This is a genomic window from Bacteroides sp. OM05-12, assembly GCF_003438995.1.
GTDB lineage: Bacteria > Bacteroidota > Bacteroidia > Bacteroidales > Bacteroidaceae > Bacteroides.
This window is the reverse complement of sequence record NZ_QSUN01000014.1, coordinates 25,689-50,008: the sequence shown is the minus strand read 5'-3', so window position 1 is coordinate 50,008 and position 24,320 is coordinate 25,689. Positions and strand designations below refer to the sequence as shown.

Below are 24,320 nucleotides of genomic sequence, written 5' to 3'. Positions count from 1 at the left end.
AAGGGGATAAACCATCTCTGATCTATCCCCTTCTATTTCAGTTATTAAAACTCTTATTAAAATTCTGCATTCTTCGGTGTTCTCGGGAACGGAATCACGTCGCGGATATTTGTCATACCAGTAACAAACAATAACAAACGCTCAAAGCCCAAGCCGAAACCGGAGTGAGGACAAGAGCCGAACCGACGGGTATCCAGATACCACCACATATCTTTCATCGGAATATCCAACTCTTTGATACGTGAAAGTAATTTATCATAATCCGATTCACGTTCCGAACCGCCAATAATCTCACCGATTTTCGGGAATAACACGTCCATTGCACGAACTGTTTTTCCATCTTCGTTCTGCTTCATATAGAAAGCCTTGATTTCTTTCGGATAATCAGTCAGTATAACCGGACGTTTGAAATGTTCTTCCACCAAGAAGCGTTCATGCTCAGAAGCCAAATCAACTCCCCAATAAACAGGATATTCAAATTTATGTCCTTTAGCTACAGCCTCTTCCAAAATCTTGATACCATCCGTATAAGGCAGACGCACAAAATCATCTCTCAACACACCTTCCAAACGAGTGATAAGCTCTTTGTCAAACATATCGTTCAGGAACTGTACATCATCACGGCAATTATCAAGCGCCCACTTCACACAATACTTAATAAACTCTTCCGCCAAATCCATGTTATCTTCAATCTCATTGAAGGCAACCTCCGGTTCGATCATCCAAAACTCAGCCAAGTGACGCGGAGTATTAGAGTTCTCGGCGCGGAAAGTAGGACCAAACGTATAGATGGCACCTAAAGCCGTCGCAGCCAATTCACCTTCCAACTGACCGGAAACTGTAAGACTTGCCTGTTTGCCGAAGAAGTCGTTATCATAAATGATAGAACCATTTTCATCTTTCTTCAAATCATACAGGTTCATCGTAGTCACCTGAAACATTTGTCCGGCACCTTCACAGTCTGATCCCGTGACAATAGGCGTATGAAAATAGTAAAAGCCTCTGTCATGGAAGAACTTATGAATAGCAATTGCCATATTATGACGAATACGGAACACCGCTCCGAAAGTATTCGTACGCGGACGAAGGTGAGCAATCTCACGAAGGAATTCCATCGTATGACCTTTCTTCTGAAGTGGGTAAGTAGCAGGATCTGCCGCTCCAAGCACTTCTATCTCGTCAGCATGCATTTCCACTTTCTGTTTCTGCCCTACGGATTCTACCAATGTACCGTTCACACTGATACAAGCTCCGGTAGTAACCAACTTCAGCACCTCTTCATCAAAGTTATCAATATCGACAACAATCTGCAGATTATTTATAGTAGAACCGTCATTTAACGCGATAAAGTTTACTTGCTTACTGCCTCTGCGAGTACGTACCCATCCCCTGACATTTACTTTCGTACCGAAACTCTCTGATTTCAGTACATCTGCAATTCTTGTTCTACGAATCTTTTCCATAATTTTTTATTTTGTACTACATTATATATATTACTCAAAAGAACCCATACGGAGGAAATTAACCTCTTGTTCTGTCAAGTATCTCCATTCGCCACGACGAAGGTTCTTCTTTGTAAGTCCGGCAAAGAATACACGGTCGAGTTTCATCACTTTATAACCCAACGATTCGAATATACGACGCACGATACGATTCTTTCCTGAGTGGATTTCAATACCAACTTGCGCTTTATCCGTATCCGAAGCATAACTGATAGTATCTGCATGAATTTCACCGTCTTCCAATTGAACACCGGCTGCTATCTGATCCATATCCGCTTTCGTCAGATTCTTATCCAAGTATACATGGTAGATTTTCTTCTTCAGATATTTCGGATGAGTCAGTTTTGAAGCCAAATCTCCGTCATTCGTCAAAAGAAGCACTCCGGTAGTGTTACGGTCCAAACGTCCCACAGGATAAATTCTTTCATTACATGCACCTTTCACAAAGTCCATAACAGTACGACGTTCCTGTGGATCATCCGAAGTTGTTACACAATCTTTCGGCTTATTGAGCAAAACATAAACTTTACGTTCTATACTAACCGGTTCGTCATGAAACTTAACTACGTCGGAACGCTTAATCTTTGTTCCCAATTCAGTAACGACTTCACCGTTTACAGAGACAACACCTGCTGTGATAAATTCATCGGCCTCACGACGTGAACATACACCTGCATTAGCAAGGAACTTATTCAAACGGATCGGTTCATTCGGATCAACAAACTGTTCTTTGTATTCTATTTGTTTCTTTCTACTATATTTGGCATTCGGATCGTAATCAGCCGTACGACGTACCGGACGGGAAAATCCTTGTCCATAGCTTCCTCCTCCACTGTTAATACGCGGACGACGCGGGCGATCACCGCCCTCACGATTATAAGAATTACCGCCATAATTGGTATTAGGGCGTTGGAACCTAGGTCTGTCACTATTTCCTTCACCGGAATTGTTATGCCATGGCCGGTCTTCACGGTTAAAATTACGTTCACGATTATTATTATAAGAAGGACGATACGGACGATCGCCACCCTCACGATTATAGTTCCGATCTCCACCTTCACGATTATAAGGGCGATATGGACGATCTGTACTATTTCCTTCTCTGTTTACACGCGGACGATAAGGACGTTCGCTTCCGTCTTCTCTATTAAAAGAACGCTGCGGGCGGTCTTCACGATTGAAGCGCGGACGATCACCGCCTTCACGGTTGTAAGGACGTTGCGGACGGTCACTACCATATTTATTATAAGAAGGACGATATGGGCGATCAGCACCTTCTCGATTATAGTGTCCCTCACGATTATAGTTACCATCTCTATTAAAAGACCTGTTACCATCACGGCCGGCGTCCTGCCCCTCTGTGGAGTTTTCACGCCAAGTTTCATTGTCTGTACTCATTGTTCTATAAAATAAAATTATTACTCATGGTCTCACGACCTATTTATTACTTTAATCTCTCGTTTCTTTAAATTCCCGTATAATTACGTGGCGTTATAGCCCGCAATTCTTTCTTAATATCTTCACTGACATTCAACTCCTCAATAAACTCTTTAATCGAACTTTCGGTAATTGCTTGATTTGTACGAGTCAATGCTTTCAACGCCTCATAAGGATGAGGATACGCCTCACGACGCAAAATAGTCTGAATAGCTTCGGCCACTACACTCCAACAATTATCCAAATCATTAAATATCGCTTTCTCGTTCAGCAATAGCTTACGCAATCCTTTCAGAGAGCTTTGAATAGCAATAATCGTATGTCCAAACGGTACGCCAATATTACGAAGCACCGTTGAATCCGTCAAATCACGCTGCAAACGTGAAACCGGAAGTTTAGTAGCCAAATGTTCAAATATTGCATTGGCAATACCTAAATTGCCCTCTGCATTCTCAAAATCAATAGGATTCACTTTATGCGGCATGGCACTTGAACCAACCTCACCGGCTTTAATCTTCTGCTTGAAATATTCCATTGAGATATATTGCCAGAAATCACGGTTCATATCAATCATAATTGTATTAACCCGCTTCATTGCATCCAAAACAGCAGAAAGATTATCGTAATTGGAGATCTGTGTCGTATATTCTTCACGAACCAAGCCCAACTTCTCCGCAACAAAACGATTACCAAAAGCTTTCCAATCATAAGACGGATATGCTACATGATGAGCATTATAATTTCCTGTAGCACCACCAAACTTAGCAGTAACAGGGCAAGCCTTTAATGTTTCAAGCTGACGTTCCAAACGAGACACAAATACCATAATCTCTTTTCCCAAGCGCGTAGGTGAAGCCGGTTGTCCATGAGTCTTTGCCAACATCGGTATTTCCGCCCATTCCTGAGCATAACTTTTCAACTGCGCAATCAACTCTTCTATTTGAGGATAATATACATTTTCCAACGCCTCCTTTACAGACAAAGGAACAGAAGTATTATTTATATCCTGTGAGGTAAGTCCAAAATGAATAAATTCTTTGTATTCATCCAAACCACCCATTTCATCAAACTTCTCTTTCAGGAAATATTCTACAGCTTTAACATCATGGTTGGTTACACTTTCTATTTCTTTAATGCGTCCGGCATCAGCTTCCGTAAAATTACGATATATATTTCTAAGCTTATCAAATACATTACTGTCAACACCTTTCAGTTGAGGTAACGGCAATTCACAAAGCATAATAAAGTATTCCACTTCTACCCGGACACGGTATTTGATAAGTGCATATTCTGAAAAATAAGAGGCTAAAGCCTCCACCTTGTTTCTATATCGGCCATCAATCGGCGAGATAGCTGTAAGTAAATCAAGCTCCATAAGTTTAATAGATAATTATCAAGCTACAAAATTAATTCTTTTTATTGACTTAAACGGATACAAAGGGGAGAAAGTTTATTAATTGAGATAAAAAAAGTCTCACAAGTAACTTGCAAGACCTTCATTTGATAAGTGGGCGTTGACGGATTCGAACCGCCGACCCTCTGCTTGTAAGGCAGATGCTCTGAACCAGCTGAGCTAAACGCCCGATTCTTAAGATTCGAAAGTGTCGGTTTGTTGAGTGGGCGTTGACGGATTCGAACCGCCGACCCTCTGCTTGTAAGGCAGATGCTCTGAACCAGCTGAGCTAAACGCCCGTACACTTTCGTTTTAAAAGCGATGCAAAGGTACAGTTTATTTTGAAACCACCAAAATATTTAGTGATTATTTTTAGGATTATTTCATCTACTTCAAAAATTCATTGTTTCTAAACACAAAAAGACCACCCATACATCACCTCATTTCAATCATCCCTTAACTAAAAGCATTAAAGCTGCTCTAGAAACACCCTAAAGCAGCCCTAATTCCATATAAAAAGTTATTTAAAGTGCAACTTTTCTAACCAAAGTACTATTTCCACTACTAACTTTTACAACATAAATACCTTTCAATTCATTTATTGGAACAAATATCCCACCCAACGAACTATCAGCACGAACATCCTTTACCTTCTTGCCATCTAAACTAAATAACTCCACGCGAGTTGGATTTATTGATTCCATATTCAGCAAGACACAAAGATTATCATTCTCAACATAAAGTTTTATTTGCTCCTGTTCTTTTTTTCCAGATTCTACACCAGAGACATTAGGGTCATAGCCTATATCTCCAGCTTCTATCTTATCAGCATTCCAAATCGCTCCAGAACTTTGATCTACTAACATAGCAATTATTTCTATGTTCTTTTTGTTCATAACAGTTTCCGGGACTCTAAATATATATTCAGAAATGAATTCCTCATCTTTCACGATATTTTGTGGAATACTGTTTTTTACTCCAACAAAAGAAGACACGATACCACGTGCGACTTCTTGATATACCATTTGTGAAGCAGGAACCGGATCAGGCAACTTCTCAAATCCTCCCATCGCCGTACCACCACCGGAATAATAATTGGTTTGATCATAATCATCACTTGTTCCAGATACTTCATTTTCTATCACAACAAACGCTAACCTAAAATTAGAATTCCCACGATCCGTGTTAAATGCAAAAGACGAAGCCACCGTCACTCTTACATCAACATTATCAGGTCCAAAATCTGCTTTTACAATATTCAAAGAAGCAACTGACGGCTTAGCTAATTCTTTAATATGTTGCTTTTCAAGATTTGTCGCAGTAGGGTCAATTACTATAGTACGATTCACTACAGCTGAAGGAAAACCTGTAATAAAAGATGATATGCCCGCCATATATTCATTTACCTGCATTATATCATTATGCACTGCAATACCAATAAAATCATCCGGATATTTTTCACGCATCGCTTTCATTCCAACAGCACCTCTCGGACAATAGCCGCACCAAGTGCCTGTAGCCTCTTCCGCTACAACTTTACGGGAATAAGTAGAACCTAGACGATGCAATGCGGAATTTATTGTTTGCACCACGTTACCTTGCGACGGAGTTGAATAAGTAGCCGTTAACGTGTAATTTCTTGATTCACCTTCAAGAGGTGCAGGTACATCAACCTCGCTAAAAGTTATCTTCTTTACCCCACCATAAGCCAAGTTTACAAGGCCTAAATCTTTTGAATAAGTTTCCCCATCAACATCCAATGTTACAGTAACATTTTCTTTAAAGTCTATAAAATTTGGATTAACCAATGAACAAGTAACCCGAGATGTTACATCTTTATCTAAAACATTATTAGTCGTATTTTTTAGTTCTAAGTTTTCAAAAATTTCCCCTACCCAGAAATCATCCATTATCAAGATAGATTTATTGGTACTATTATTTACGACAGCTATATAAATAGTCTGGCCTGCATATTCTTTCAATGAGGCCAAATGAGTATACAAAGCACCCGGCTGTTGTTCCCCTTTCGTTGTTTCATAAAGAACATTAGCGTCATTAAAATCATCAACAGTATTTCCTTTAGTTGAAATTAATATTTTATAACCATCTTTCTTCAAGGCTGATGAAGTAAGATTTGCTGCTGTCCACTTGAAATAAGCATATTCCGACTCAAGCGTTATTGCGGGAAGTACAATCCAATCATTAGCTGTGCCGGCAGGAGTATAGGCTGAAGTACTCCCAATCGAAAGATTCTTTCTATCAGTAAGAACACTCATAGAGATCCATGGTTTACCAACCTCAAATCCTTCTTTCTGCATTGCTGCTGTAGGGGTATTTCCATCTACATCATATAAAGCAAAACCTTCAGGGATACCATCATTAAAATCACAGGTAAAATACGTCTTTTGTGCATTTATTGATAGGCACATCAAAAGCACTAAGAGCAAAGAGTAAGATTTTCTCATAATTTTCTAATTAATTTATTAACTCTAAACAACAATATATTAAAAACAAACATTAGGCCATTAATATAAAAATGCATTTAACAAAGAGGCTTACTGCGGGCGAATGCTTTATTAAACTTGCTTTTCAAATATTTGCTCCTTAATTTTAAAGCATAGAATACTATAAATAAAATAAAACCTTCACCAAAAATTAGTCAAATATATAATATTTCTATAAAGAAAACAAGAAATCCACCCAATAAAATAAATGAGTTAACAATTTATCTACTAAGACAATACACTTTTCTTAACCACTGCCGGATTCCCCACAGCAATCGAATCATCCGGAATATTTTTCGTCACAACACTCCCAGCACCAATAATACAACGATTCCCAACCGTTACTCCCGGACAGATTATCACGCCACCCCCTATCCAGCAATCATCTCCAATCGTTACAGGATAGGCATATTCTTTAGATGTCCGACGTTCCAGATAATCAATAGGATGGTGAGGAGTATATATCTGAACATTCGGCCCTATCAAGGTGTGGTGACCAATAGTAATAAAAGCTCCATCTAAAAAAGTGCAATTAGCATTAATAAAAACATGTTCACCTAAACGGATACCATGCCCATGATCACAATAGAAAGGAGGACACACTACAGATGTCACAGGTATCTCAGGTATAAGCTCATTCAATAGATTACGGTAATCAATATCATACATACTCATCAATCGCATTCGTGCTAACAGTTTCTTGCAATGAATAAAACTTTCCTGCATCTCCGGTAAAGACATATCTGCAAGTTCACCGGACCTCATTTTTTCTATTTCGGTTTTCATTAATTATTCAGATATAGTAAATAGATAATTATGTTCATCACTTAGCTCCTGCCGAAAAGAAAACCCATCAAATGTAAAGCTCTTCAAGCTCTCCGGAGCTTCCAATTTATTTTTTAAGATAAAACGTGCCATTTCCCCACGGCACATCTTTGTATAGATGACTATTGTCTTTAATTCACCATTTCTGTTCACACGAAATTCCGGAGTAATAACATTAACTTCCTCCTCCACTCTTTTCCAGTCAAAAAGCAATTTCATTTCTCCACTTGCCAAATTTACTAATACTCCTCCATTCCTTTTAATATCCGTAATAAAAGCATCTGTAAGAATGGGTTTCCAATAATCAAAGATTGTTATATCTCCAAGCTCTGGCAAAACGATATCACCCTCCATACGATAGTTCTTTATCAAATCGAAGGGGCGAAGCAAACCATAGCAAAATGAAGTTAATCTTAAATGCTCCTGAGTATAATAAAAATCTTCTGTAGAAAAGTCTTTCACGCCTAAACGTTTAAAAACAATCCCTGTATAAGCAAGAATCGCTTGCAAAGGAGAATTCTCTTCCGAATGAAAAGATTGGAAGCGTTGATAATTTTGCAAAGCTATTTTAGCATTCACCTTTAATATCTGTTCCAGCTCATCTACTGAATATTGAGACATTTGGAAAGCAATATCTTTAGCTCGTTCTAAATATTGTGGAACTGTCGCCGGAATTTCTATTTTAGAAGTTACAGCCATAGTCTTGGCACAAGAAAGCAGTATCAACATTTTAATTCGGATTTATTATGATGAAACAAATATAAGAAAAGATTCGTCACCAAATAAAAAGTCCCATGTTTTTTCCAAAACATGGGACTTTAAAGGTTATCGGATAGCTAAAACTTAAATTTGCACCTTTCTTATGAGCATATGATCTTTCATTTGAACTTGAACGATATAAATTCCTGCAGATAAGTTCGTATTATCTACAAGTTTACCATCAACCGTATAGACTTCTACAGAATCATATTCACCTTCAACATGAATTTTTCCATTTGCACCATAAACAATTACCGAATTTTCAATGATATTATCATCAATACCGGTTCCATTATCATAAAGTTTGACTTGCTCGGCATTATAAACCTCATTATTATTTATGTCAGTCAAATCCAAGTTACTCACTACTGCTATGACATTCATATTTGATACCCCCCAGCCTCTACCGGATAATGTTATTTCATATGAAACAGAGAAAGTTCCATCGCCCTCAAACTTAATCGGATCTCCCCAATAATAATATTTAGGAGAATTTGCGACATAACGTATAACATGATCTTGAACACCATGCGTATCATTTCCCGGCAATCCGTCTTCTGTTAAGAACACCGAAATGGCAGGCATTCCATCCAGCACTTGCAACTTTTCTCCTTTTACAGTTACCACCAATTTACCGGGACCGGAATATGTTTGTTCAATATCAGTTATATTTACCGGAGAATATTCTCCTTTTCTGATTCTCAAAATATTTTTCATCACATCCGTTGCTCCGGCATAAGAAACCGTAAATACCGGTCCAAGCGTTGGTACTACATTTGAGGCAGTAGGAATCATAGCACCAGCTTTAGCCCAGTTAACGCGATCAAACATAGCAGAAGGTGCAGTACAAAGATCAACTCCATAAAAATCAATAAAGGCATTACTTTCAGCTATCGTATAATCGTCTGTAAAAGCGCCGTTGTGATGACTGATCCAAACAATCTTATCCATATCATCTCCAATAGCTTCCTTCATCCTGGCAAGCCCACCCGGACATCCGCTACAAGGTAAAGATGTAAAATGTTCCAAGAATATTTTACGAGGAACGCAATTTTCTGAACAAGACAGAGGAAAACTATATTTTTCACTCTGATTTACTTCTTCACCATTAATTTTAGATACATACAAATCCAAAGTCGATTTATCATTTACTCCGGTACAAGATAAATCAAACAGAACCATATTATTAGAATCAAAAGCAAGTTCTAAATCGGACGCTATAGAGGTAAAGACCGTTTCTTCTCCTTTTTTACCTACTATTTCTATTGAATTAATAGTTTTGGCCTTATTAAAGACGTAAGCTAACAGGCTAAAATGCTCACCGCTTTTCACCAAACTCGGAGCAACGATGTCTGTAACTGCCACATTATATGCAGGGACATTATCACCTGTCACAACTGCCTTGATACAAGTATTACCAAAACCCGGATTTTTTTCCCATTCGCCATCGTGAGCAAACCAAGTGGCGTTCTCATTTTCCATATTCACATTTTTATCAAAAGCGATGGGCATACTATTCGCGTCTTCAATCGTATATCCTATATATAAAGGTTGTCCATCAATTGTTACCGGGTGTTCTAGTGTCACTTCATTCCATTTATCAAATTTAATGTCGGCTTTCGCCAGCATTTGTGTTGTGATAGCATCACCGTCCAATGTCTTCTTAATAAAAACCACTAAATCTCCATAACTATTTACCGGATAAGATGAAGTACCATTCATAAGACCAATTTTCACACTTGAAATTACATTACCTGTCAAAGGAGTTAATTTATCTGCACCTAAATACATTGCAGAAGAAAGGTCATAAGTTTCAGAGCCTACGCTTTGCCCTACCGGATGTGAAAGGCTCCCGTCGCTATAGCTCAAAATATATTGAGCTGATGTAGAAAGGGATATTCCCAACAAACACACAACAATAAATGCTTTTAAAGTACTTTTTCTCATATTTCGGTTTATTAAAATTACATTTGCAAACATAACAAAGCGTGAGAAACAGCTTCCATATTCCAAAAGCAAATATCAACTAAATCATGATTCAGCCGATAGAAAGGGCCATATTCTAATACATGACCGGATGCATTGATCAATGCCGTCCCAAACCAAAATACAAATAAAATGTAGCTAAATTTTAATCCTAGGACTTTTTAAAACGCTCGCTCGTTTTTTACTTCATGATTTGAACTGCAAAATATAGATTAACTTTTTATACAATAGATTTAGAGAACTTGGTTCACGGATAACGCTGATTAGGCTGATTATAACGGATTAATAAAAAAGAAATCCGTCTTCATCGGCTCCATCCGTGTCATCCGTAAACCATCGGCTTTCTCTACTCTCTACTAAAAAAAGTGCCTTCACCACAACAAGCTAACACTCAGCGACTAAGGAGCAAATGGTGATAAGGTGAAGGCAGTTCAAAGTAAATTTGAAAACAACTGAATCAGCGAAATAGGCAAATTAGAAACGCCTAAGGGAGTGATAGACAATGCTCCAGTAGATGTAAGCTATCGCTCCCTTGAGCGTTAGGCAACACCTCCTTGAGTGATAGACAACGCTCCCTTATGTGATTTTAAAATGACCTTGATGTTTTTTTAAATCATCAGGTTGATTGAAAAAATCATAAGGACGATTGAAAACAAAGATACGGTCGATTGTCTACAAACTCCTATTGTTTGTAATCAATCGACCGTATCTTCAAATATATATTCTCAGATATACAAATCTGAATCGATCTATTTATATTCCTGCCAACTCTTAATCTGAATATCCTCTATAGACATTTCACAGAATGCCTCGATAAACGCGCTTGCCAAACGGGCATTGGTTATCAACGGAATATTGTGGTCAATAGACCCACGACGTATCATGTAGCCATTGGTCAGCTCCCGTTTCGAATGGTTTTTCGGTATGTTGATAATCAAATCAAACTTATGATCGGCAATCATCTTCATGACATTATTCTCATGGTGAGCGTTTTCGTCCGGCCAATACACGGTTTCCGCCTTAACGCCACTATCATTCAGGAACTGCGCCGTACCGGCCGTAGCATAGACTTTATATCCTTTGCCAAAAAGTGTACGAATCGCATCGAGCAAATCAACTTTTGATTTCATTGCTCCGGAAGACACCATCACCCCCTTTTCTTTAGAAGGTATTTTGAATCCGGTGGCAATCATCGCATTCAATAATGCTTCAGAAAAATCATCTCCGATACAACCCACTTCTCCGGTCGAAGACATATCTACTCCCAACACCGGATCTGCCTTATGCAAACGGGAGAAAGAAAATTGTGATGCTTTTACACCAATCCAATCCACATCAAAGGCCGATTTATCCGGCTTGCTATAAGGAGCATCCAACATAATCCTCGTTGCAGTCTCTATAAAGTTACGTTTCAATACTTTAGAAACAAACGGGAAACTACGGGACGCACGCAGATTACATTCAATTACCTTCACATCATTATTCTTCGCCAGATATTGGATATTAAAAGGTCCCGAAATGTTCAACTCTTTTGCTATCTGACGACTGATTTTCTTAATACGACGTGCTGTCTCAAAATAAATCTTCTGTGCCGGGAATACCAAAGTTGCATCTCCCGAGTGAACTCCTGCAAACTCCACATGTTCTGAGATTGCATATTCCACAACTTCTCCATTCTGAGCAACAGCATCAAACTCTATCTCTTTGGTATTCTGCAGGAATTGTGATACAACAACTGGATATTCCTTAGAAACCTCTTTAGCCATCTGCAAGAACTCTTTCAACTCCTGATCGTTATAGCAAACATTCATGGCAGCACCGGAAAGTACATACGACGGACGGACAAGTACCGGATAACCGACTTTATCCACAAACCCCTGAACATCTCTCAAGCTGGTAAGTTCCTGCCAAGCCGGCTGGTCTATACCTAAAGAATCAAGCATTGCCGAAAACTTATTGCGATTTTCAGCACGGTCGATAGATATAGGTGAAGTTCCAAGAACCGGAACAGACTGACGGTACAGTTTCATTGCGAGATTATTCGGAATCTGCCCACCCACAGAGACAATCACACCACGCGGCTGTTCCAAATCAATCACATCAAGCACACGTTCAAATGAAAGTTCATCAAAATAGAGTCGATCGCACATATCATAATCCGTAGAAACAGTTTCCGGATTATAATTAATCATGATTGATTTGTATCCCAATTTACGAGCCGTCTGAACTGCATTAACCGAGCACCAGTCAAATTCTACAGAACTACCTATACGGTATGCACCCGAACCTAATACGACAACCGACTTTTCATTTTTATAATAGTTGACATCATATTCCTGTACCGCATAGGTCATATAAAGATAGTTGGTCAACTCCGGATGTTCCGAAGCAATGGTATTGATACGTTTTACTGCCGGAAGAATTCCCAATTCTTTTCTGCGGTTACGTATAATCAGATTTTCCTTTTCCATATTTCCGGCCGGATTCAAGACGAATCTCGCAATCTGAAAATCAGAGAAACCAAGAACTTTCGCTTCCCGAAGCATATCGGCAGGAATATCTTCCACCTTATTATATATAGAGAGCCTTTCTTTAAAATCAGTTATGTTCTTCAACTTGCCCAAGAACCAAGAATCAATCTTCGTCAATTCATGAATACGTTCCACCGTATATCCTTTTTCCAAGGCTTCTGCTATCGCAAAAATACGCAGGTCGGTAGGATTAGCCAGTTCTTCATCCAAATCATCAAAATGCAGACCTTCATTTCCTACAAAGCCATGCATCCCCTGACCTATCATTCGTAATCCTTTCTGAATAATCTCTTCAAAAGAACGGCCAATAGACATAATCTCACCAACAGACTTCATACTAGAACCTATCTGACGGGAAACTCCGGCGAACTTCGTTAAATCCCAACGGGGAATTTTACAGATATAGTAATCAAGAGTCGGAGCTACATAAGCTGAATTCGGAGTACCCATTTCACCAATCTGATCTAATGTATATCCCAAAGCAACTTTTGCAGCTACAAATGCCAATGGATACCCTGTAGCTTTAGATGCCAAAGCCGAAGAACGGCTTAAACGCGCATTCACTTCAATAACACGATAATCATCCGTTTCCGAATTAAAAGCATATTGTATGTTACATTCACCTACAATTCCCAAATGGCGGATACATTTCGTTGATAAATCCTGTAACATTTTCAGTTCTTTATTATCTAAAGAACAAGTCGGGGCAACCACAATGGATTCACCTGTATGTATACCCAGCGGGTCAAAGTTTTCCATACTTGCCACCGTAAAACAGTGGTCATTGGCATCACGGATCACCTCAAACTCAATTTCTTTCCACCCTTTCAAAGATTCTTCAACAAGGATTTGTTTTGAGAAAGCAAACGAACTATCTGCCAATTTAATAAATTCTTCTTCGTTTGCACAAATACCACTACCTAGTCCGCCTAAAGCATAAGCAGAACGAACCATTACAGGATAACCAATTCTACGAGCTGCTGCCAAAGCATCATCCATATTCTCTACTGCCTGGCTGACAGGAGTCTTCATTGAAATCTCATCAAGCTTCTTAACAAAAAGATCGCGGTCTTCCGTATACATGATGGCTTCTACAGACGTACCAAGCACCGTAACTCCATATTTGGCCAAAACGCCCTGCATATAAAGTTCCGCACCACAATTCAAAGCTGTCTGCCCGCCAAATGCTAACAAAATACCATCAGGACGCTCTTTCTTAATTATTTCTTCGACAAAATAAGTTGTGACAGGCAAAAAATAAACCTTATCTGCAATCCCCTCTGATGTCTGAATCGTAGCAATATTCGGATTTACCAATACAGAGTTAATGCCTTCTTCTTTCAGAGCTTTCAATGCCTGAGATCCGGAATAGTCAAATTCTCCCGCCTGCCCTATCTTCAAAGCGCCAGAGCCTAAGACTAAAACTTTTTTAATGTTCTTTTCCATTAAGATATTCTTTTATTGAGTTGTTTTAAGTTGCGTCCACACAAAAAAAAGCGTTACCCCAACCAAATGGACTAACGCATTATTCAAATATTATTCTCGAAAAGAGAAGAAGCCGACAACTTCCGGATTATGTGCACCCGAATAATAATCAAACTCACTCCTTTTTTCCTGCTTAATCATCTTTACGTAATATTTTTGCAAAGTAAAAACATATTTTTAAGATGGCAAAGGAATAAGAAATATTTATTTCGATTTACTTTACTACTTATCTTCAAATGCAAATCTAAAACTATATGCTCCAGATTTAGAACTTACATTATTTCTCAAAATTACTTCCACTAACCGGCCCTTCTCGTCATATTTGTAATTATAAGAAAAGAAGAACTCTTCGACAAGGTTCCGGCTCCTTTTTCCCAAAACACCGGCAATCTGACAATAAGTATTCATCACCCTTTTATAATCCCAATCAGCGATCAATTGCGGTAGAACATTCAAATCCAAGCTATAATCATTCAATATGTTTGTAGAAGAAAAATCACTGTCATAACCACGTTCTGAAGCTTTAATTGCCGCCAAGTCATTATTCTTCCACTGATAATTTAAAGCAATCTCCTGATTCTCTACTCTTTTCAAATAACCATTATTATCATAAGAATAAGTCGTCAAATCATCACTATCGGAATATCTGCAAGAGTACACTCTTCCTTTTTCCTGACTACCGGTTATCCTAACGAAATCTGATTTATCGACAAAATACTCTATTTGGAATTCGTTATCATTCAAACAAGCATATTTCATGAAAAACAAGGGCTTTCCTTCCGCATTATCTTCATTCATTTGGATTAACTGATTATTCTTATCATAATACAAACTGATATTGGACAAAAGATTTGCATGACTCCCTTCTACTTCCCATATTTCAATTGTTTTTATTATCTTGGATAACTGTGGAGTAACATTGTCATCAGAACATGAAGATAAACCCGGCAATAAAATAACAGCCATTACTCCTACGAATAGCTTTAATCTGTTCATAATACATTAATTTATATTATAATATTATCAGTGTTCAAAGTTAACAGTTTATTTGAGATTATTTCTATCTTTGCGTAGAAATTAATATAAGATAATAAAATAATGGGAAAAGAAAAAATCATACTGACAGGTGACCGCCCTACGGGGAGATTACATATCGGACATTTTGTAGGCTCTTTAAAAAGAAGGGTAGAACTGCAAAATTCAGGTTTATACGATAAAATATTTATCTTTATTGCCGATGCACAAGCATTGACTGACAATATAGATAATCCGGAAAAAGTACGTCAAAACGTAATTGAAGTAGCGCTTGACTATCTGGCATGCGGACTCGACCCGGCTAAGTCTACGATTTTTATCCAATCACAAATCCCTGAACTTTGTGAATTGACTTTCTATTATATGGACTTAGTAACGGTATCCCGTTTGCAAAGGAACCCTACGGTTAAGACTGAGATTCAAATGAGAAACTTTGAAACAAGTATACCAGTCGGTTTTTTCACATATCCTATAAGCCAGGCAGCAGATATCACAGCTTTTAAAGCCACCACCGTACCAGTAGGTGAAGACCAAAAACCGATGTTGGAACAAACGAATGAAATCGTTCGTCGTTTCAACCATATTTATGGAGAAACATTGGCTGAACCGGAAATTTTACTTCCCGATAATGCAGCATGTTTGCGACTTCCGGGTACTGACGGCAAAGCAAAAATGAGTAAGTCTCTAGGTAATTGCATTTACCTGTCCGACTCTGCCGACGATATAAAAAAGAGAGTGATGAGTATGTATACCGATCCCGGACATATCCGCGTGGAAGATCCCGGAAAGTTGGAAGGAAATACCGTCTTCACTTATTTGGATGCATTCTGCCGCCCTGAACATTTTGAACGTTATCTGCCGGATTATCCTAATCTCAGCGAGTTGAAAGCTCACTACCAACGAGGTGGATTAGGTGATATGAAAGTAAAGAAATTCCTTAATGCGATTATGCAAGAAGAACTGGAACCAATCAGAAATCGTAGAAAAGAATTCGAAAAAGACATTCCTGCCATATACCATATGTTGCAAGAAGGTTGTCTCAAAGCCAGAGAAACAGCGGCTGCCACATTAGACGAAGTGCGTAAAGCTATGAAAATTAACTACTTTGATGATATCGAACTAATAGAAGAACAAGCTAAACGGTTTGCTTCAAATAAATAAAAGAAAAAATTATAACTAATAAAATGCCCCGTCATTCCTTTTATTGAAATGACGGGGCATTGCTTACCCGATTAAAGGCAGAGTATTATTGAGCTTCAATGATGACACGACGGTTAAATGAAGGAGGAGTCAAAGTCTCGACACCACCTTTGCCTACAACGGCTAAACGATTTTTATTGACACCGAGTTTCACTAAAGCATCAGCGACCGCATTTGCACGATTCTCACTTAATTGTTTATTCCATGCTGCACTACCGGTATCACTATCAGCATATCCGGTCAAAGATAATGTCATATTAGGATTATCCTTCATCATTTGTGCAATTGTCTGTAAATTAACTTCCGATTTTGGAGGTAATACAGAAGAACCTATTTCAAAGAAAATAGATTGTGGTGCAGCCGGAACTTCTTTCACGATAACTTTCTCATTAACAACTTCTACCGGTTGTTGATTAGCCAATTGTTTTTTCAGCTTTTGATTTTGAGCAATCTGTTCTGCTAAAGCTGCATTGATAGCATCCATCTGACTTGCGCTCAAAGCCATAATAGCATTTACATCCGGAACATGCTTGAATCCTCTTTGCGTGAAATTATAAGCAAATCCCAAGCTTGCCCCTATGGTCATATCGGCAGCCTTTCCTTGTACTTTCCCATCAAAACGGTCTTCCGTCACCATACCGCTCAACTCTAGATTGATATCCCAAGCATCTGTAATACGAAAACGGTTAATGATACCGAAGTTAACAGCTAAAGCTCTTGTATGCGGTTTATCCAGCAAACGATTATAACCAAAACCGGTATAAGGGATAAAGTCATACACACGATCCGGATTATATCCGGCTATCATACCACTTACATTAAACAAAATATCACCATGAAGATTCAAATAATTGAATTTTTGTTTATAAAAGCCACCGTCTTGTTCGCCGCCACGAATATAAGGTGCATTATCCGAACGTGCAGCGCTCTTTGCCTGAATACCGCTCAACTGCAATCTTAATCCTAAGCCCGGAGTAAACCATTTACCGATAGCTACATTAAATGTAGGAGAAATACGTTTTTTAAAATCAAGATCATTCCCATAATCATCGAAAAGAACTTGTGCTCCACCACCAAATGATAAGAACCAATTATCGAAGAAACGATTTGTTTCAACCTTATATTTGTCTGTCGGCACTTCCATAACCTCAGCACTCTCTTCAACGATCACAGGAGAAGAACTTGAACTACTGCCTTGTTGTGCATACACACCCGAAGACAAACTGGCAACTGCCAGTGCAAACATTAATTTTTTCATACTCTTTCTTATTAAATTAGTTATTGTTTAGGTACTATTTTTTCATATTCATAATAAATAACAGAGACAAAAATAAAAAGTTCCAACTATCATTCTTTTTAATATTTTTTTCAGAATAAGATTCAAATCCCTTTTCTATAAAGGTATGTGAGATAACAAAACGGATGATAGAATGTTTATTAAAGAGTAGAAAAATTAAAATATAAATTGCATATTCAAAACTTAAATTCAGTTTTATATACGCCTCTATATAATTGATTATCTTTGCAAAAAACATTTTTATGAAATCTATTCATCAATATAAATTCCATAAAACTAAATATGGTGAAGAACTCCTGATAGACGTAGTTACATTAGACAACATCAAACAACATATAAGCAAACACCCCGTACATACTTTATCCTATTTTGATATTACGTTTATTACAAGCGACTCCGGTAATTTATCCATTAATGATAAGCAATATACTCTTCACCAAGGAGATGTTGTATTCTCAAAGCCAAACGATATTCGGGTATGGGATAAATATAATATACCACAAGGTTATGCCCTTATATTTGAAGAAGAGTTTCTACTCTCATTTTTTAATGACCGTTTCTTTATACAAAACTTATCTTACTTTAATACTGGCAGAATTTCTTCTAAAATTAATATTGCCAACATCTACTCTCAGATTGAAAACTTAATCCAAAATATCACTACTGAGATAAACAATGAAGCGTCAAAAGACAAACACATCTTACGAGCATTACTCTACGAAATATTAATGCTGTTAAACCGTGAATATTCAAAAAACAATTTAGTTATCAGCGAAAAGCCTCAGAATAGATATATAGATAATTTCATTAAATTAGTGAATAAAGATTTCAAGCTTTACCACGATACCCAATATTATGCCGACCAACTGTGTATTACTCCTAACTATTTAAATGAAATTGCCAAAAAAAGTTTAGGTATTAGCCCTAAATGTTACATCCAAAATAAAATAATCCAAGAAGCTAAAATCCTGTTATCTTATACAACTCTTTCTGTAACAGAGATAGCAGAACATCTTAATTTTGAAAATCCATCCTACTTTATACGTTTATTCCGTAAACAAACGAATCTAACTCCTTTACAGTATCGGTATAATACAATTCGTTGAAAAGTGCTATTTTCCCATTGTTTCTTATTGTATTATTTTCCATCCATCTTATTACTTTTGCATAACAATTTAAATAATAAAATTATGAAAGATATAGAATTAACTATTGGGAAACTAATTGATAATCAAAAAACAGCCTTTATTGCGTCCATCGATGCGGAAGGATTTCCAAATATGAAAGCCATGTTAAAACCGAGAAAAAGGGAAGGTTTACGAACTTTCTATTTTACGACAAACACATCCTCTATGCGTGTATCCCAATTTTTAAAAGATAATCGTTCATGCATCTATTTTTGTGATAATCGTTTTTTCAGGGGAGCAATGTTAAAAGGAACTATGGAAGTTTTAACCGACGCGACACATAAAGAAATGATATGGGAAGAAGGAGATACAACATATTACAAAAAAGGAGTTACCGACCCAGACTATTGTGTCCTAAAATTCACTGCCACTACCGGACGATATTATAGTAATTTCAAATCGGAAAACTTCGTTATTGAATAACTTACTTTACTATCAGAATTTAAAACAATAAAACTTATGCCCCTATCCTCCCGTCATTTACTTATAATTATTACCTATTCATTTCAAATATTCATCAGGATTTAAAGCATTCTTTTTATTAAACGAAGTTTATGAGTATAAAAACCTCTTTCTTCACTAAAAATACCTTCATTATCCAATCTGTCGATATGAACAGAGCCGGAAGCATGAAGCACTTTTCCGTCACCAACTACAAAGCCCACATGAGAAATATGATCATCATCATGATCGAAAAAAGCTAAATCCCCCGGGCGGGCATCCTGCAAAAAAGGGACTAACTCTCCCTGGTTAACTTGCTGACAGGCATTACGCAACAATTGCACACCGTGAATACGTAATACAACTTGTGTCAATCCGGAGCAGTCAATACCTAAAGCATTCTTTCCACCCCATAGATACGGGCTATTAAGGTATTTATAAGCTGTATCTAACACACTTTCTGTAACCGGTACCGCACATTGTGGATTTAAGCGGAAACGGGTATTCTTTACACGGAAACTTCCATCCGTTTCATATTCCGGTAATATGCTGCCTCCTGTCAACAAAAGATGTTCTCCGTTTTCATGAAAAGCCTCCGCATAATAAGAGGATATTACCGGTTGTTTCATTGTATCATAAGCATTATACTCTTCTTCAGAAATCGGAGTCAACATCTTTGTTGTCAACCAACCTTCATAACCATCCGCTTTATTCCGGATTCTAGCCCATGTTTTATCATATTCATATACGATACAAGCATCACCAAACAATAATTCGGTCATCATTTCTCCACCATCTTCCGGAGTCCGGCGCAATGGTATATTAGGAAGAAAACACATTGCAAATTTCATAGGCATAGCACTTTATCTTATTTAAATAACCGTTCTATCTCATCTTCTGAAATCACTGTCAGTACAGTCTTGCCATCCGGTGTAAAATTAGGCGTCGGACAGGCAAACAAGGAATCTACCAACTTCACCATTTCTTCATTGGAAAGAACTTGCCCGTAAACAATAGCAGCAGCTCTTGCTAACGTCAAAGCTAGCGTCTTCTGAATTTCCTCTTTTACATCACACCCTTTCTCCATCGCAGTATGTATCATACTTTGTAACAAATCCACAGGATTAAGTCCTTCTATACCGGACGGAATACCATTTATTGCATAACTCCCGTTACCTAAATCGCTCAGATCAAAACCTATAATCGACAAATCATCCATTATATTTTGAAGAATAACAGACTCAGAAAGGGGAAGTTGTAATATTTCAGGAAATAAAACGCCCTGTGATACTCCTTGTCTTGCTTTCAACTGTTCCAGGTACTTATCATACAAAACACGGATATGCGCCCGTTGCTGATCAATAATCATTAAACCGGATTTTACAGAAGTCACGATAAACCGTCCTTTAAACTGATAATGTTGTGAACCCTTTTCTATGCCACTGCCACTATCTTCATAAAGAGTAGTCGGTTGTTCTTTTGCTTCTACTTCCTGATATGCTTGATACTCTTCCGAATCCGGCGTCATATTCATCTTACTCTGGTGATCAGCCTTCTCTAATCCTTCATAAAGGCTCTCCCACTCTATTTTCGGACGAGAATAAGAATTATACGAATTACCACCACTACCAGCAGGAGTATTGAAAGGATTATAATCAGGATTGAATGTCATTTTAGGCAGTTCATTGGGGATATTCGATTCATAAGCCGGAATATCAGGCATTCCTTCCGTATCAAAATCAATAGAAGGCACTGCATTGAACTTTCCTAAAGCCTCTTTCACTGCTGCCGCTAATATTTGCCAGATAGGTTGCTCATTCTCAAACTTAATTTCAGTCTTTGTAGGATGAATATTCACATCAATATTAGCAGGATCCACTTCAAAATAAATGAAATAAGAAATTTGTTCGCCTGCCGGTATCAACTGTTCATAAGCATCCATCACTGCTTTATGAAAATAAGGATGACGCATATAACGTCCATTGACAAAGAAATATTGATGAGCACCTTTTTTTCTTGCAGTCTCCGGTTTAGCCACAAATCCCGTAATCTTTATCAAAGTAGTATCAACCTCAACCGTAAGCAATTGCTGATTCAGTTTTTTACCAAAAACGCTGATTATACGTTGTCTCAACGAAGACACCGGAAGATTAAACATCTCAGCATCATTATGATGCAGCGTAAAAGCAACATCAGGATGAACCAACGCAATTCGTTCAAACTCCGTCAGGATATTACTTAATTCGGTTTGATTAGATTTCAAGAACTTACGACGAGCAGGGATATTAAAGAACAAATTCTTTATAGAAAAATTACTCCCTTGCGGACAAGAAACAGTTTCCTGGCTTTCTACCTTAGAACCGGAAATAGTGATAAGCGTCCCAAGCTCTTCCGTTTCCAAACGGGTTTTCAGGTCCACCTGAGCTACAGCTGCGATAGAGGCTAAAGCCTCTCCACGAAATCCCATCGTCCTTAAAGCAAACAAGTCGGAAGCTTCACGAATTTTAGAAGTAGCATGTCTTTCAAAAGCAAGACGAGCATCGGTTGGTGACATACCTTTTCCGTCATCAATCACCTGAATACAAGTTCTTCCCGCATCAGTTACCAACACATGCACATTATGCGCTCCGGCATCAATCGCATTTTCTACCAACTCCTTTATAACAGAAGCCGGGCGTTGAATTACCTCTCCGGCCGCAATCTGATTAGCAACCGAATCGGGCAACAAACGTATAACATCGCTCATTTCAGTAATCTAAAGTTTTGAATATTAAAATGACCAACTTCCGGTCACCAAATAATGTAAAATAAAAAGCAAAACGAGAATAGCTATTAACATCTTACCATAGCCCCACGGAGCTTTTCCCCGTTCTTTCCTTCGTTTCAAGTGAGTAGTTCCTTCTGCAAATTTCCCACGGATGTCCTCTGGTTTAAACTCTTTTTGGGGAAGCATACCCAACTCACGCTTTGCATCCTCTTCCATCTTTTGAAGTTTTTCTTTCCGTTCATCCACATAAATATATTCATGACGGAAGCCGCGTGGTTTTCTGACACTAAACATTCCCATAAGCTATTTCTTTTTTAATAAATCCGAGTTAGGCAAAGGTACTGATTTCCGTTCGGATTTCTTTAGTTCCTGCCCTGCTTTTTTCCCACGCCAATTAAATATATCATCCTTATTCAACGGACGAATATAATCAAACCATACAAAATTATCCAAATACAATTTATCCGGTGGAATTTGGTCCATAGGGTATAAAGTTCCATTTGATTTCGGACTCATTATCATTTTCTCCATTTGCCTGTTTTTCAGAAACATATTCAATACACTGGTTTCAGAAACATTCATACCAATCATGGTACTATCTTTCTCTTCGGGATAATACACCACATGAACACTTCCCAACACATCGACTTTGTGTACGTCTCCATTCTCAAAATAGGCTTTTATTTCTTTCCCATTCACTTGATTATAATGAACCGAGTCTTTTCTCTCCACTGTCAAAGCCTGATTGATGATATGCGCCCAATCAACCGTACTGTCATTCATAAAAACCTTTATCTCCTCACCTAACAGTTGTTGAGGACCATTCCAAACGATAGGATCACGATACATCGTCAAGCAAGAATCTTTTGTCGAGAAGACAAGAGAATCACAAACACCTTGCAGATCCGAACGATACATCCTGACTTTAAAATAAGCTCGCATCTCCTTATACATAGAATCCGTATTCAAGAAAAAGGTCTTCATACGCAATGTATCCGCATGCATAAATAAGCTATCTCCTTGTGAATAATCAATAGCAACCGCCCGTTTGGTAGCCAATGCCTCTTCGGTCAGTTCATTATAAAAACAATAATTACCGGTAAGCATATTCTTGTTTACCGTATCGTTCATCACTACATTGTCAAACGCTTCTCCATATCCCTTTAAACGGTCATAAAAAAGACTGTCCCCTGTTAACTTCTTCCCTTCATTTGTTAGAACGGAACGATCTAACAGTTCGGCTTGTTCTTTATTTGTATCGTAAAAACCTAATTCGGAATAGATATGATTCTTATCACTTACAATATCAGAGGGCCCCACAATATTAGCAATTTTCGTCTCCGTACTATATTTCAATGTATCAGACGTTAGAGTAAACTTAGGATTAACCAGTTTCACATCATGATTGAATACGGCTAGTTTCGTTGCCGGACTATATTCTCCCCAATCAGAGGTCAAAACATTTTCCTCATCCATCAACGTCCCACCTTCAAAATAATATCCAAGATTTAAGATTCTGTCATAATTCAAACTATCCGTTAGCAATGTGGTATTTCGATTTTCCATACGAACATTCTCACGAACCATCGCAATCTGCGTATTCCCATCATAAAACAAGTAGTCTCCATATAAAAACAGAGTATCTCCCTGATTCATTTTCACATTTCCAAAAGCTTCAAGAGAATTGGTCTGATTATAGAAATAAGCACTATCACAATACATATAGACACTATCATGCCTAAAAACGACAGAGCCTTCCACTATTTGAGCATCAGGATTCACCTCTTTGTCAAAACGCAACACATCAGAATGTAATAAATAAACCTTGGATTTCTTTTCCGGCTTACCCGTCGGAGGACTAACACGGGCAGCTAAACAAATACCAAACAGGCATAGGACACCTAAAAGGAATATCCTATGCCTGCCTTGGAAATATCTTTTTATTCTATTTCTCCGCATACAATCGATTTT

General features: G+C 37.9%; 17 protein-coding genes and 2 tRNA genes. 3 read left to right on the top strand and 16 right to left on the bottom strand.

Annotated features, from left to right (window positions below; translation table 11 throughout):
* Positions 1 to 56 precede the first annotated feature (56 nt).
* The 11 genes from asnS to DXB63_RS11565 all read right to left on the bottom strand — a co-directional run bounded on the left by asnS (position 57) and on the right by DXB63_RS11565 (position 15,418).
* Positions 57 to 1,463, bottom strand: coding sequence for an asparagine--tRNA ligase (gene asnS, locus DXB63_RS11615; RefSeq protein WP_122126584.1), 1,407 nt, complete (start codon positions 1,461 to 1,463; stop codon positions 57 to 59).
* A 30-nt stretch (positions 1,464 to 1,493) separates the two neighbouring features.
* The gene (locus tag DXB63_RS11610; RefSeq protein ID WP_122126583.1) at positions 1,494 to 2,900 is read right to left on the bottom strand and encodes a pseudouridine synthase; all 1,407 of its coding nucleotides are present in this window, start codon (positions 2,898 to 2,900) and stop codon (positions 1,494 to 1,496) included.
* A 67-nt stretch (positions 2,901 to 2,967) separates the two neighbouring features.
* On the bottom strand, positions 2,968 to 4,314 hold the full coding sequence (gene purB / locus DXB63_RS11605) for an adenylosuccinate lyase (protein WP_122126582.1): 1,347 nt from the start codon (positions 4,312 to 4,314) through the stop codon (positions 2,968 to 2,970).
* A gap of 133 nt (positions 4,315 to 4,447) precedes the next feature.
* Positions 4,448 to 4,522: transfer RNA gene (locus DXB63_RS11600), tRNA-Val, on the bottom strand.
* A 34-nt stretch (positions 4,523 to 4,556) separates the two neighbouring features.
* Positions 4,557 to 4,631, bottom strand: a tRNA-Val gene (locus DXB63_RS11595).
* A 225-nt stretch (positions 4,632 to 4,856) separates the two neighbouring features.
* A complete protein-coding gene (locus DXB63_RS11590) occupies positions 4,857 to 6,797 on the bottom strand; it encodes a T9SS-dependent choice-of-anchor J family protein (protein WP_122126581.1) in 1,941 nt (646 codons plus the stop codon).
* 267 nt (positions 6,798 to 7,064) lie between these two features.
* Entirely contained in the window at positions 7,065 to 7,622 is a 558-nt protein-coding gene (locus DXB63_RS11585) for a sugar O-acetyltransferase (protein WP_122126580.1), read from the bottom strand.
* A 3-nt stretch (positions 7,623 to 7,625) separates the two neighbouring features.
* The gene (yaaA, locus tag DXB63_RS11580) at positions 7,626 to 8,390 is read right to left on the bottom strand and encodes a peroxide stress protein YaaA (RefSeq protein WP_122126579.1); all 765 of its coding nucleotides are present in this window, start codon (positions 8,388 to 8,390) and stop codon (positions 7,626 to 7,628) included.
* 114 nt (positions 8,391 to 8,504) lie between these two features.
* Positions 8,505 to 10,367, bottom strand: a complete 1,863-nt coding sequence (locus tag DXB63_RS11575; protein WP_122126578.1) for a hypothetical protein — start codon at positions 10,365 to 10,367, stop codon at positions 8,505 to 8,507.
* A gap of 788 nt (positions 10,368 to 11,155) precedes the next feature.
* Positions 11,156 to 14,383: a carbamoyl-phosphate synthase (glutamine-hydrolyzing) large subunit gene (gene carB / locus DXB63_RS11570; protein WP_122126577.1), complete on the bottom strand. Its 3,228-nt coding sequence runs from the start codon at positions 14,381 to 14,383 to the stop codon at positions 11,156 to 11,158.
* A 261-nt stretch (positions 14,384 to 14,644) separates the two neighbouring features.
* Complete coding sequence (locus DXB63_RS11565) at positions 14,645 to 15,418, bottom strand: DUF4595 domain-containing protein (RefSeq protein ID WP_122126576.1); 774 nt, start codon at positions 15,416 to 15,418, stop codon at positions 14,645 to 14,647.
* A 102-nt stretch (positions 15,419 to 15,520) separates the two neighbouring features.
* Between DXB63_RS11565 and trpS the strand changes: the two genes are divergently transcribed.
* Positions 15,521 to 16,618, top strand: a complete 1,098-nt coding sequence (gene trpS, locus DXB63_RS11560) for a tryptophan--tRNA ligase (RefSeq protein WP_122126575.1) — start codon at positions 15,521 to 15,523, stop codon at positions 16,616 to 16,618.
* 85 nt (positions 16,619 to 16,703) lie between these two features.
* On the opposite strand, the gene DXB63_RS11555 is transcribed toward trpS, so the two are convergent.
* A complete protein-coding gene (locus DXB63_RS11555; RefSeq protein ID WP_122126574.1) occupies positions 16,704 to 17,915 on the bottom strand; it encodes an OmpA family protein in 1,212 nt (403 codons plus the stop codon).
* 281 nt (positions 17,916 to 18,196) lie between these two features.
* On the opposite strand from DXB63_RS11555, the gene DXB63_RS11545 reads away from it, so the two are divergent.
* Both DXB63_RS11545 and DXB63_RS11540 read left to right on the top strand, forming a co-directional pair.
* Complete coding sequence (locus DXB63_RS11545) at positions 18,197 to 19,060, top strand: helix-turn-helix domain-containing protein (RefSeq protein WP_122126572.1); 864 nt, start codon at positions 18,197 to 18,199, stop codon at positions 19,058 to 19,060.
* Positions 19,061 to 19,144: 84 nt separating this feature from the next.
* Positions 19,145 to 19,564 (top strand): pyridoxamine 5'-phosphate oxidase family protein, encoded by a 420-nt coding sequence (locus DXB63_RS11540; protein ID WP_122126571.1) that lies wholly within the window; start codon positions 19,145 to 19,147, stop codon positions 19,562 to 19,564.
* Positions 19,565 to 19,665: 101 nt separating this feature from the next.
* Here DXB63_RS11540 and DXB63_RS11535 read toward each other — a convergent pair whose 3' ends face one another.
* From DXB63_RS11535 to DXB63_RS11520, 4 genes are read right to left on the bottom strand one after another with little or no spacing between them, the layout of a single operon-like run.
* Positions 19,666 to 20,433: a C40 family peptidase gene (locus DXB63_RS11535; protein WP_158563675.1), complete on the bottom strand. Its 768-nt coding sequence runs from the start codon at positions 20,431 to 20,433 to the stop codon at positions 19,666 to 19,668.
* A gap of 17 nt (positions 20,434 to 20,450) precedes the next feature.
* Positions 20,451 to 22,328 carry a DNA mismatch repair endonuclease MutL gene (mutL, locus tag DXB63_RS11530; RefSeq protein WP_122126569.1) on the bottom strand — a complete coding sequence of 626 codons (1,878 nt, stop codon included), beginning with the start codon at positions 22,326 to 22,328 and terminating at the stop codon, positions 20,451 to 20,453.
* 24 nt (positions 22,329 to 22,352) lie between these two features.
* Positions 22,353 to 22,649: a hypothetical protein gene (locus DXB63_RS11525; protein WP_122126568.1), complete on the bottom strand. Its 297-nt coding sequence runs from the start codon at positions 22,647 to 22,649 to the stop codon at positions 22,353 to 22,355.
* 3 nt (positions 22,650 to 22,652) lie between these two features.
* Complete coding sequence (locus DXB63_RS11520) at positions 22,653 to 24,308, bottom strand: OstA-like protein (RefSeq protein ID WP_122126567.1); 1,656 nt, start codon at positions 24,306 to 24,308, stop codon at positions 22,653 to 22,655.
* Positions 24,309 to 24,320: the final 12 nt, after the last annotated feature.

Excerpts from the sequence above, each read along its gene's own strand:
- carB (WP_122126577.1), bottom strand. The coding sequence starts at position 14,383 with ATGGAAAAGAACATTAAAAAAGTTTTAGTCTTAGGCTCTGGCGCTTTG.
- DXB63_RS11535 (WP_158563675.1), bottom strand. The coding sequence starts at position 20,433 with ATGAAATTTGCAATGTGTTTTCTTCCTAATATACCATTGCGCCGGACT.
- DXB63_RS11520 (WP_122126567.1), bottom strand. The coding sequence starts at position 24,308 with ATGCGGAGAAATAGAATAAAAAGATATTTCCAAGGCAGGCATAGGATA.
- DXB63_RS11525 (WP_122126568.1), bottom strand. The coding sequence starts at position 22,649 with ATGGGAATGTTTAGTGTCAGAAAACCACGCGGCTTCCGTCATGAATAT.
- mutL (WP_122126569.1), bottom strand. The coding sequence starts at position 22,328 with ATGAGCGATGTTATACGTTTGTTGCCCGATTCGGTTGCTAATCAGATT.
- purB (WP_122126582.1), bottom strand. The coding sequence starts at position 4,314 with ATGGAGCTTGATTTACTTACAGCTATCTCGCCGATTGATGGCCGATAT.
- DXB63_RS11555 (WP_122126574.1), bottom strand. The coding sequence starts at position 17,915 with ATGAAAAAATTAATGTTTGCACTGGCAGTTGCCAGTTTGTCTTCGGGT.
- yaaA (WP_122126579.1), bottom strand. The coding sequence starts at position 8,390 with ATGTTGATACTGCTTTCTTGTGCCAAGACTATGGCTGTAACTTCTAAA.
- DXB63_RS11585 (WP_122126580.1), bottom strand. The coding sequence starts at position 7,622 with ATGAAAACCGAAATAGAAAAAATGAGGTCCGGTGAACTTGCAGATATG.
- DXB63_RS11575 (WP_122126578.1), bottom strand. The coding sequence starts at position 10,367 with ATGAGAAAAAGTACTTTAAAAGCATTTATTGTTGTGTGTTTGTTGGGA.
- DXB63_RS11540 (WP_122126571.1), top strand. The coding sequence starts at position 19,145 with ATGAAAGATATAGAATTAACTATTGGGAAACTAATTGATAATCAAAAA.
- DXB63_RS11610 (WP_122126583.1), bottom strand. The coding sequence starts at position 2,900 with ATGAGTACAGACAATGAAACTTGGCGTGAAAACTCCACAGAGGGGCAG.
- DXB63_RS11545 (WP_122126572.1), top strand. The coding sequence starts at position 18,197 with ATGAAATCTATTCATCAATATAAATTCCATAAAACTAAATATGGTGAA.
- DXB63_RS11590 (WP_122126581.1), bottom strand. The coding sequence starts at position 6,797 with ATGAGAAAATCTTACTCTTTGCTCTTAGTGCTTTTGATGTGCCTATCA.
- trpS (WP_122126575.1), top strand. The coding sequence starts at position 15,521 with ATGGGAAAAGAAAAAATCATACTGACAGGTGACCGCCCTACGGGGAGA.
- asnS (WP_122126584.1), bottom strand. The coding sequence starts at position 1,463 with ATGGAAAAGATTCGTAGAACAAGAATTGCAGATGTACTGAAATCAGAG.
- DXB63_RS11565 (WP_122126576.1), bottom strand. The coding sequence starts at position 15,418 with ATGAACAGATTAAAGCTATTCGTAGGAGTAATGGCTGTTATTTTATTG.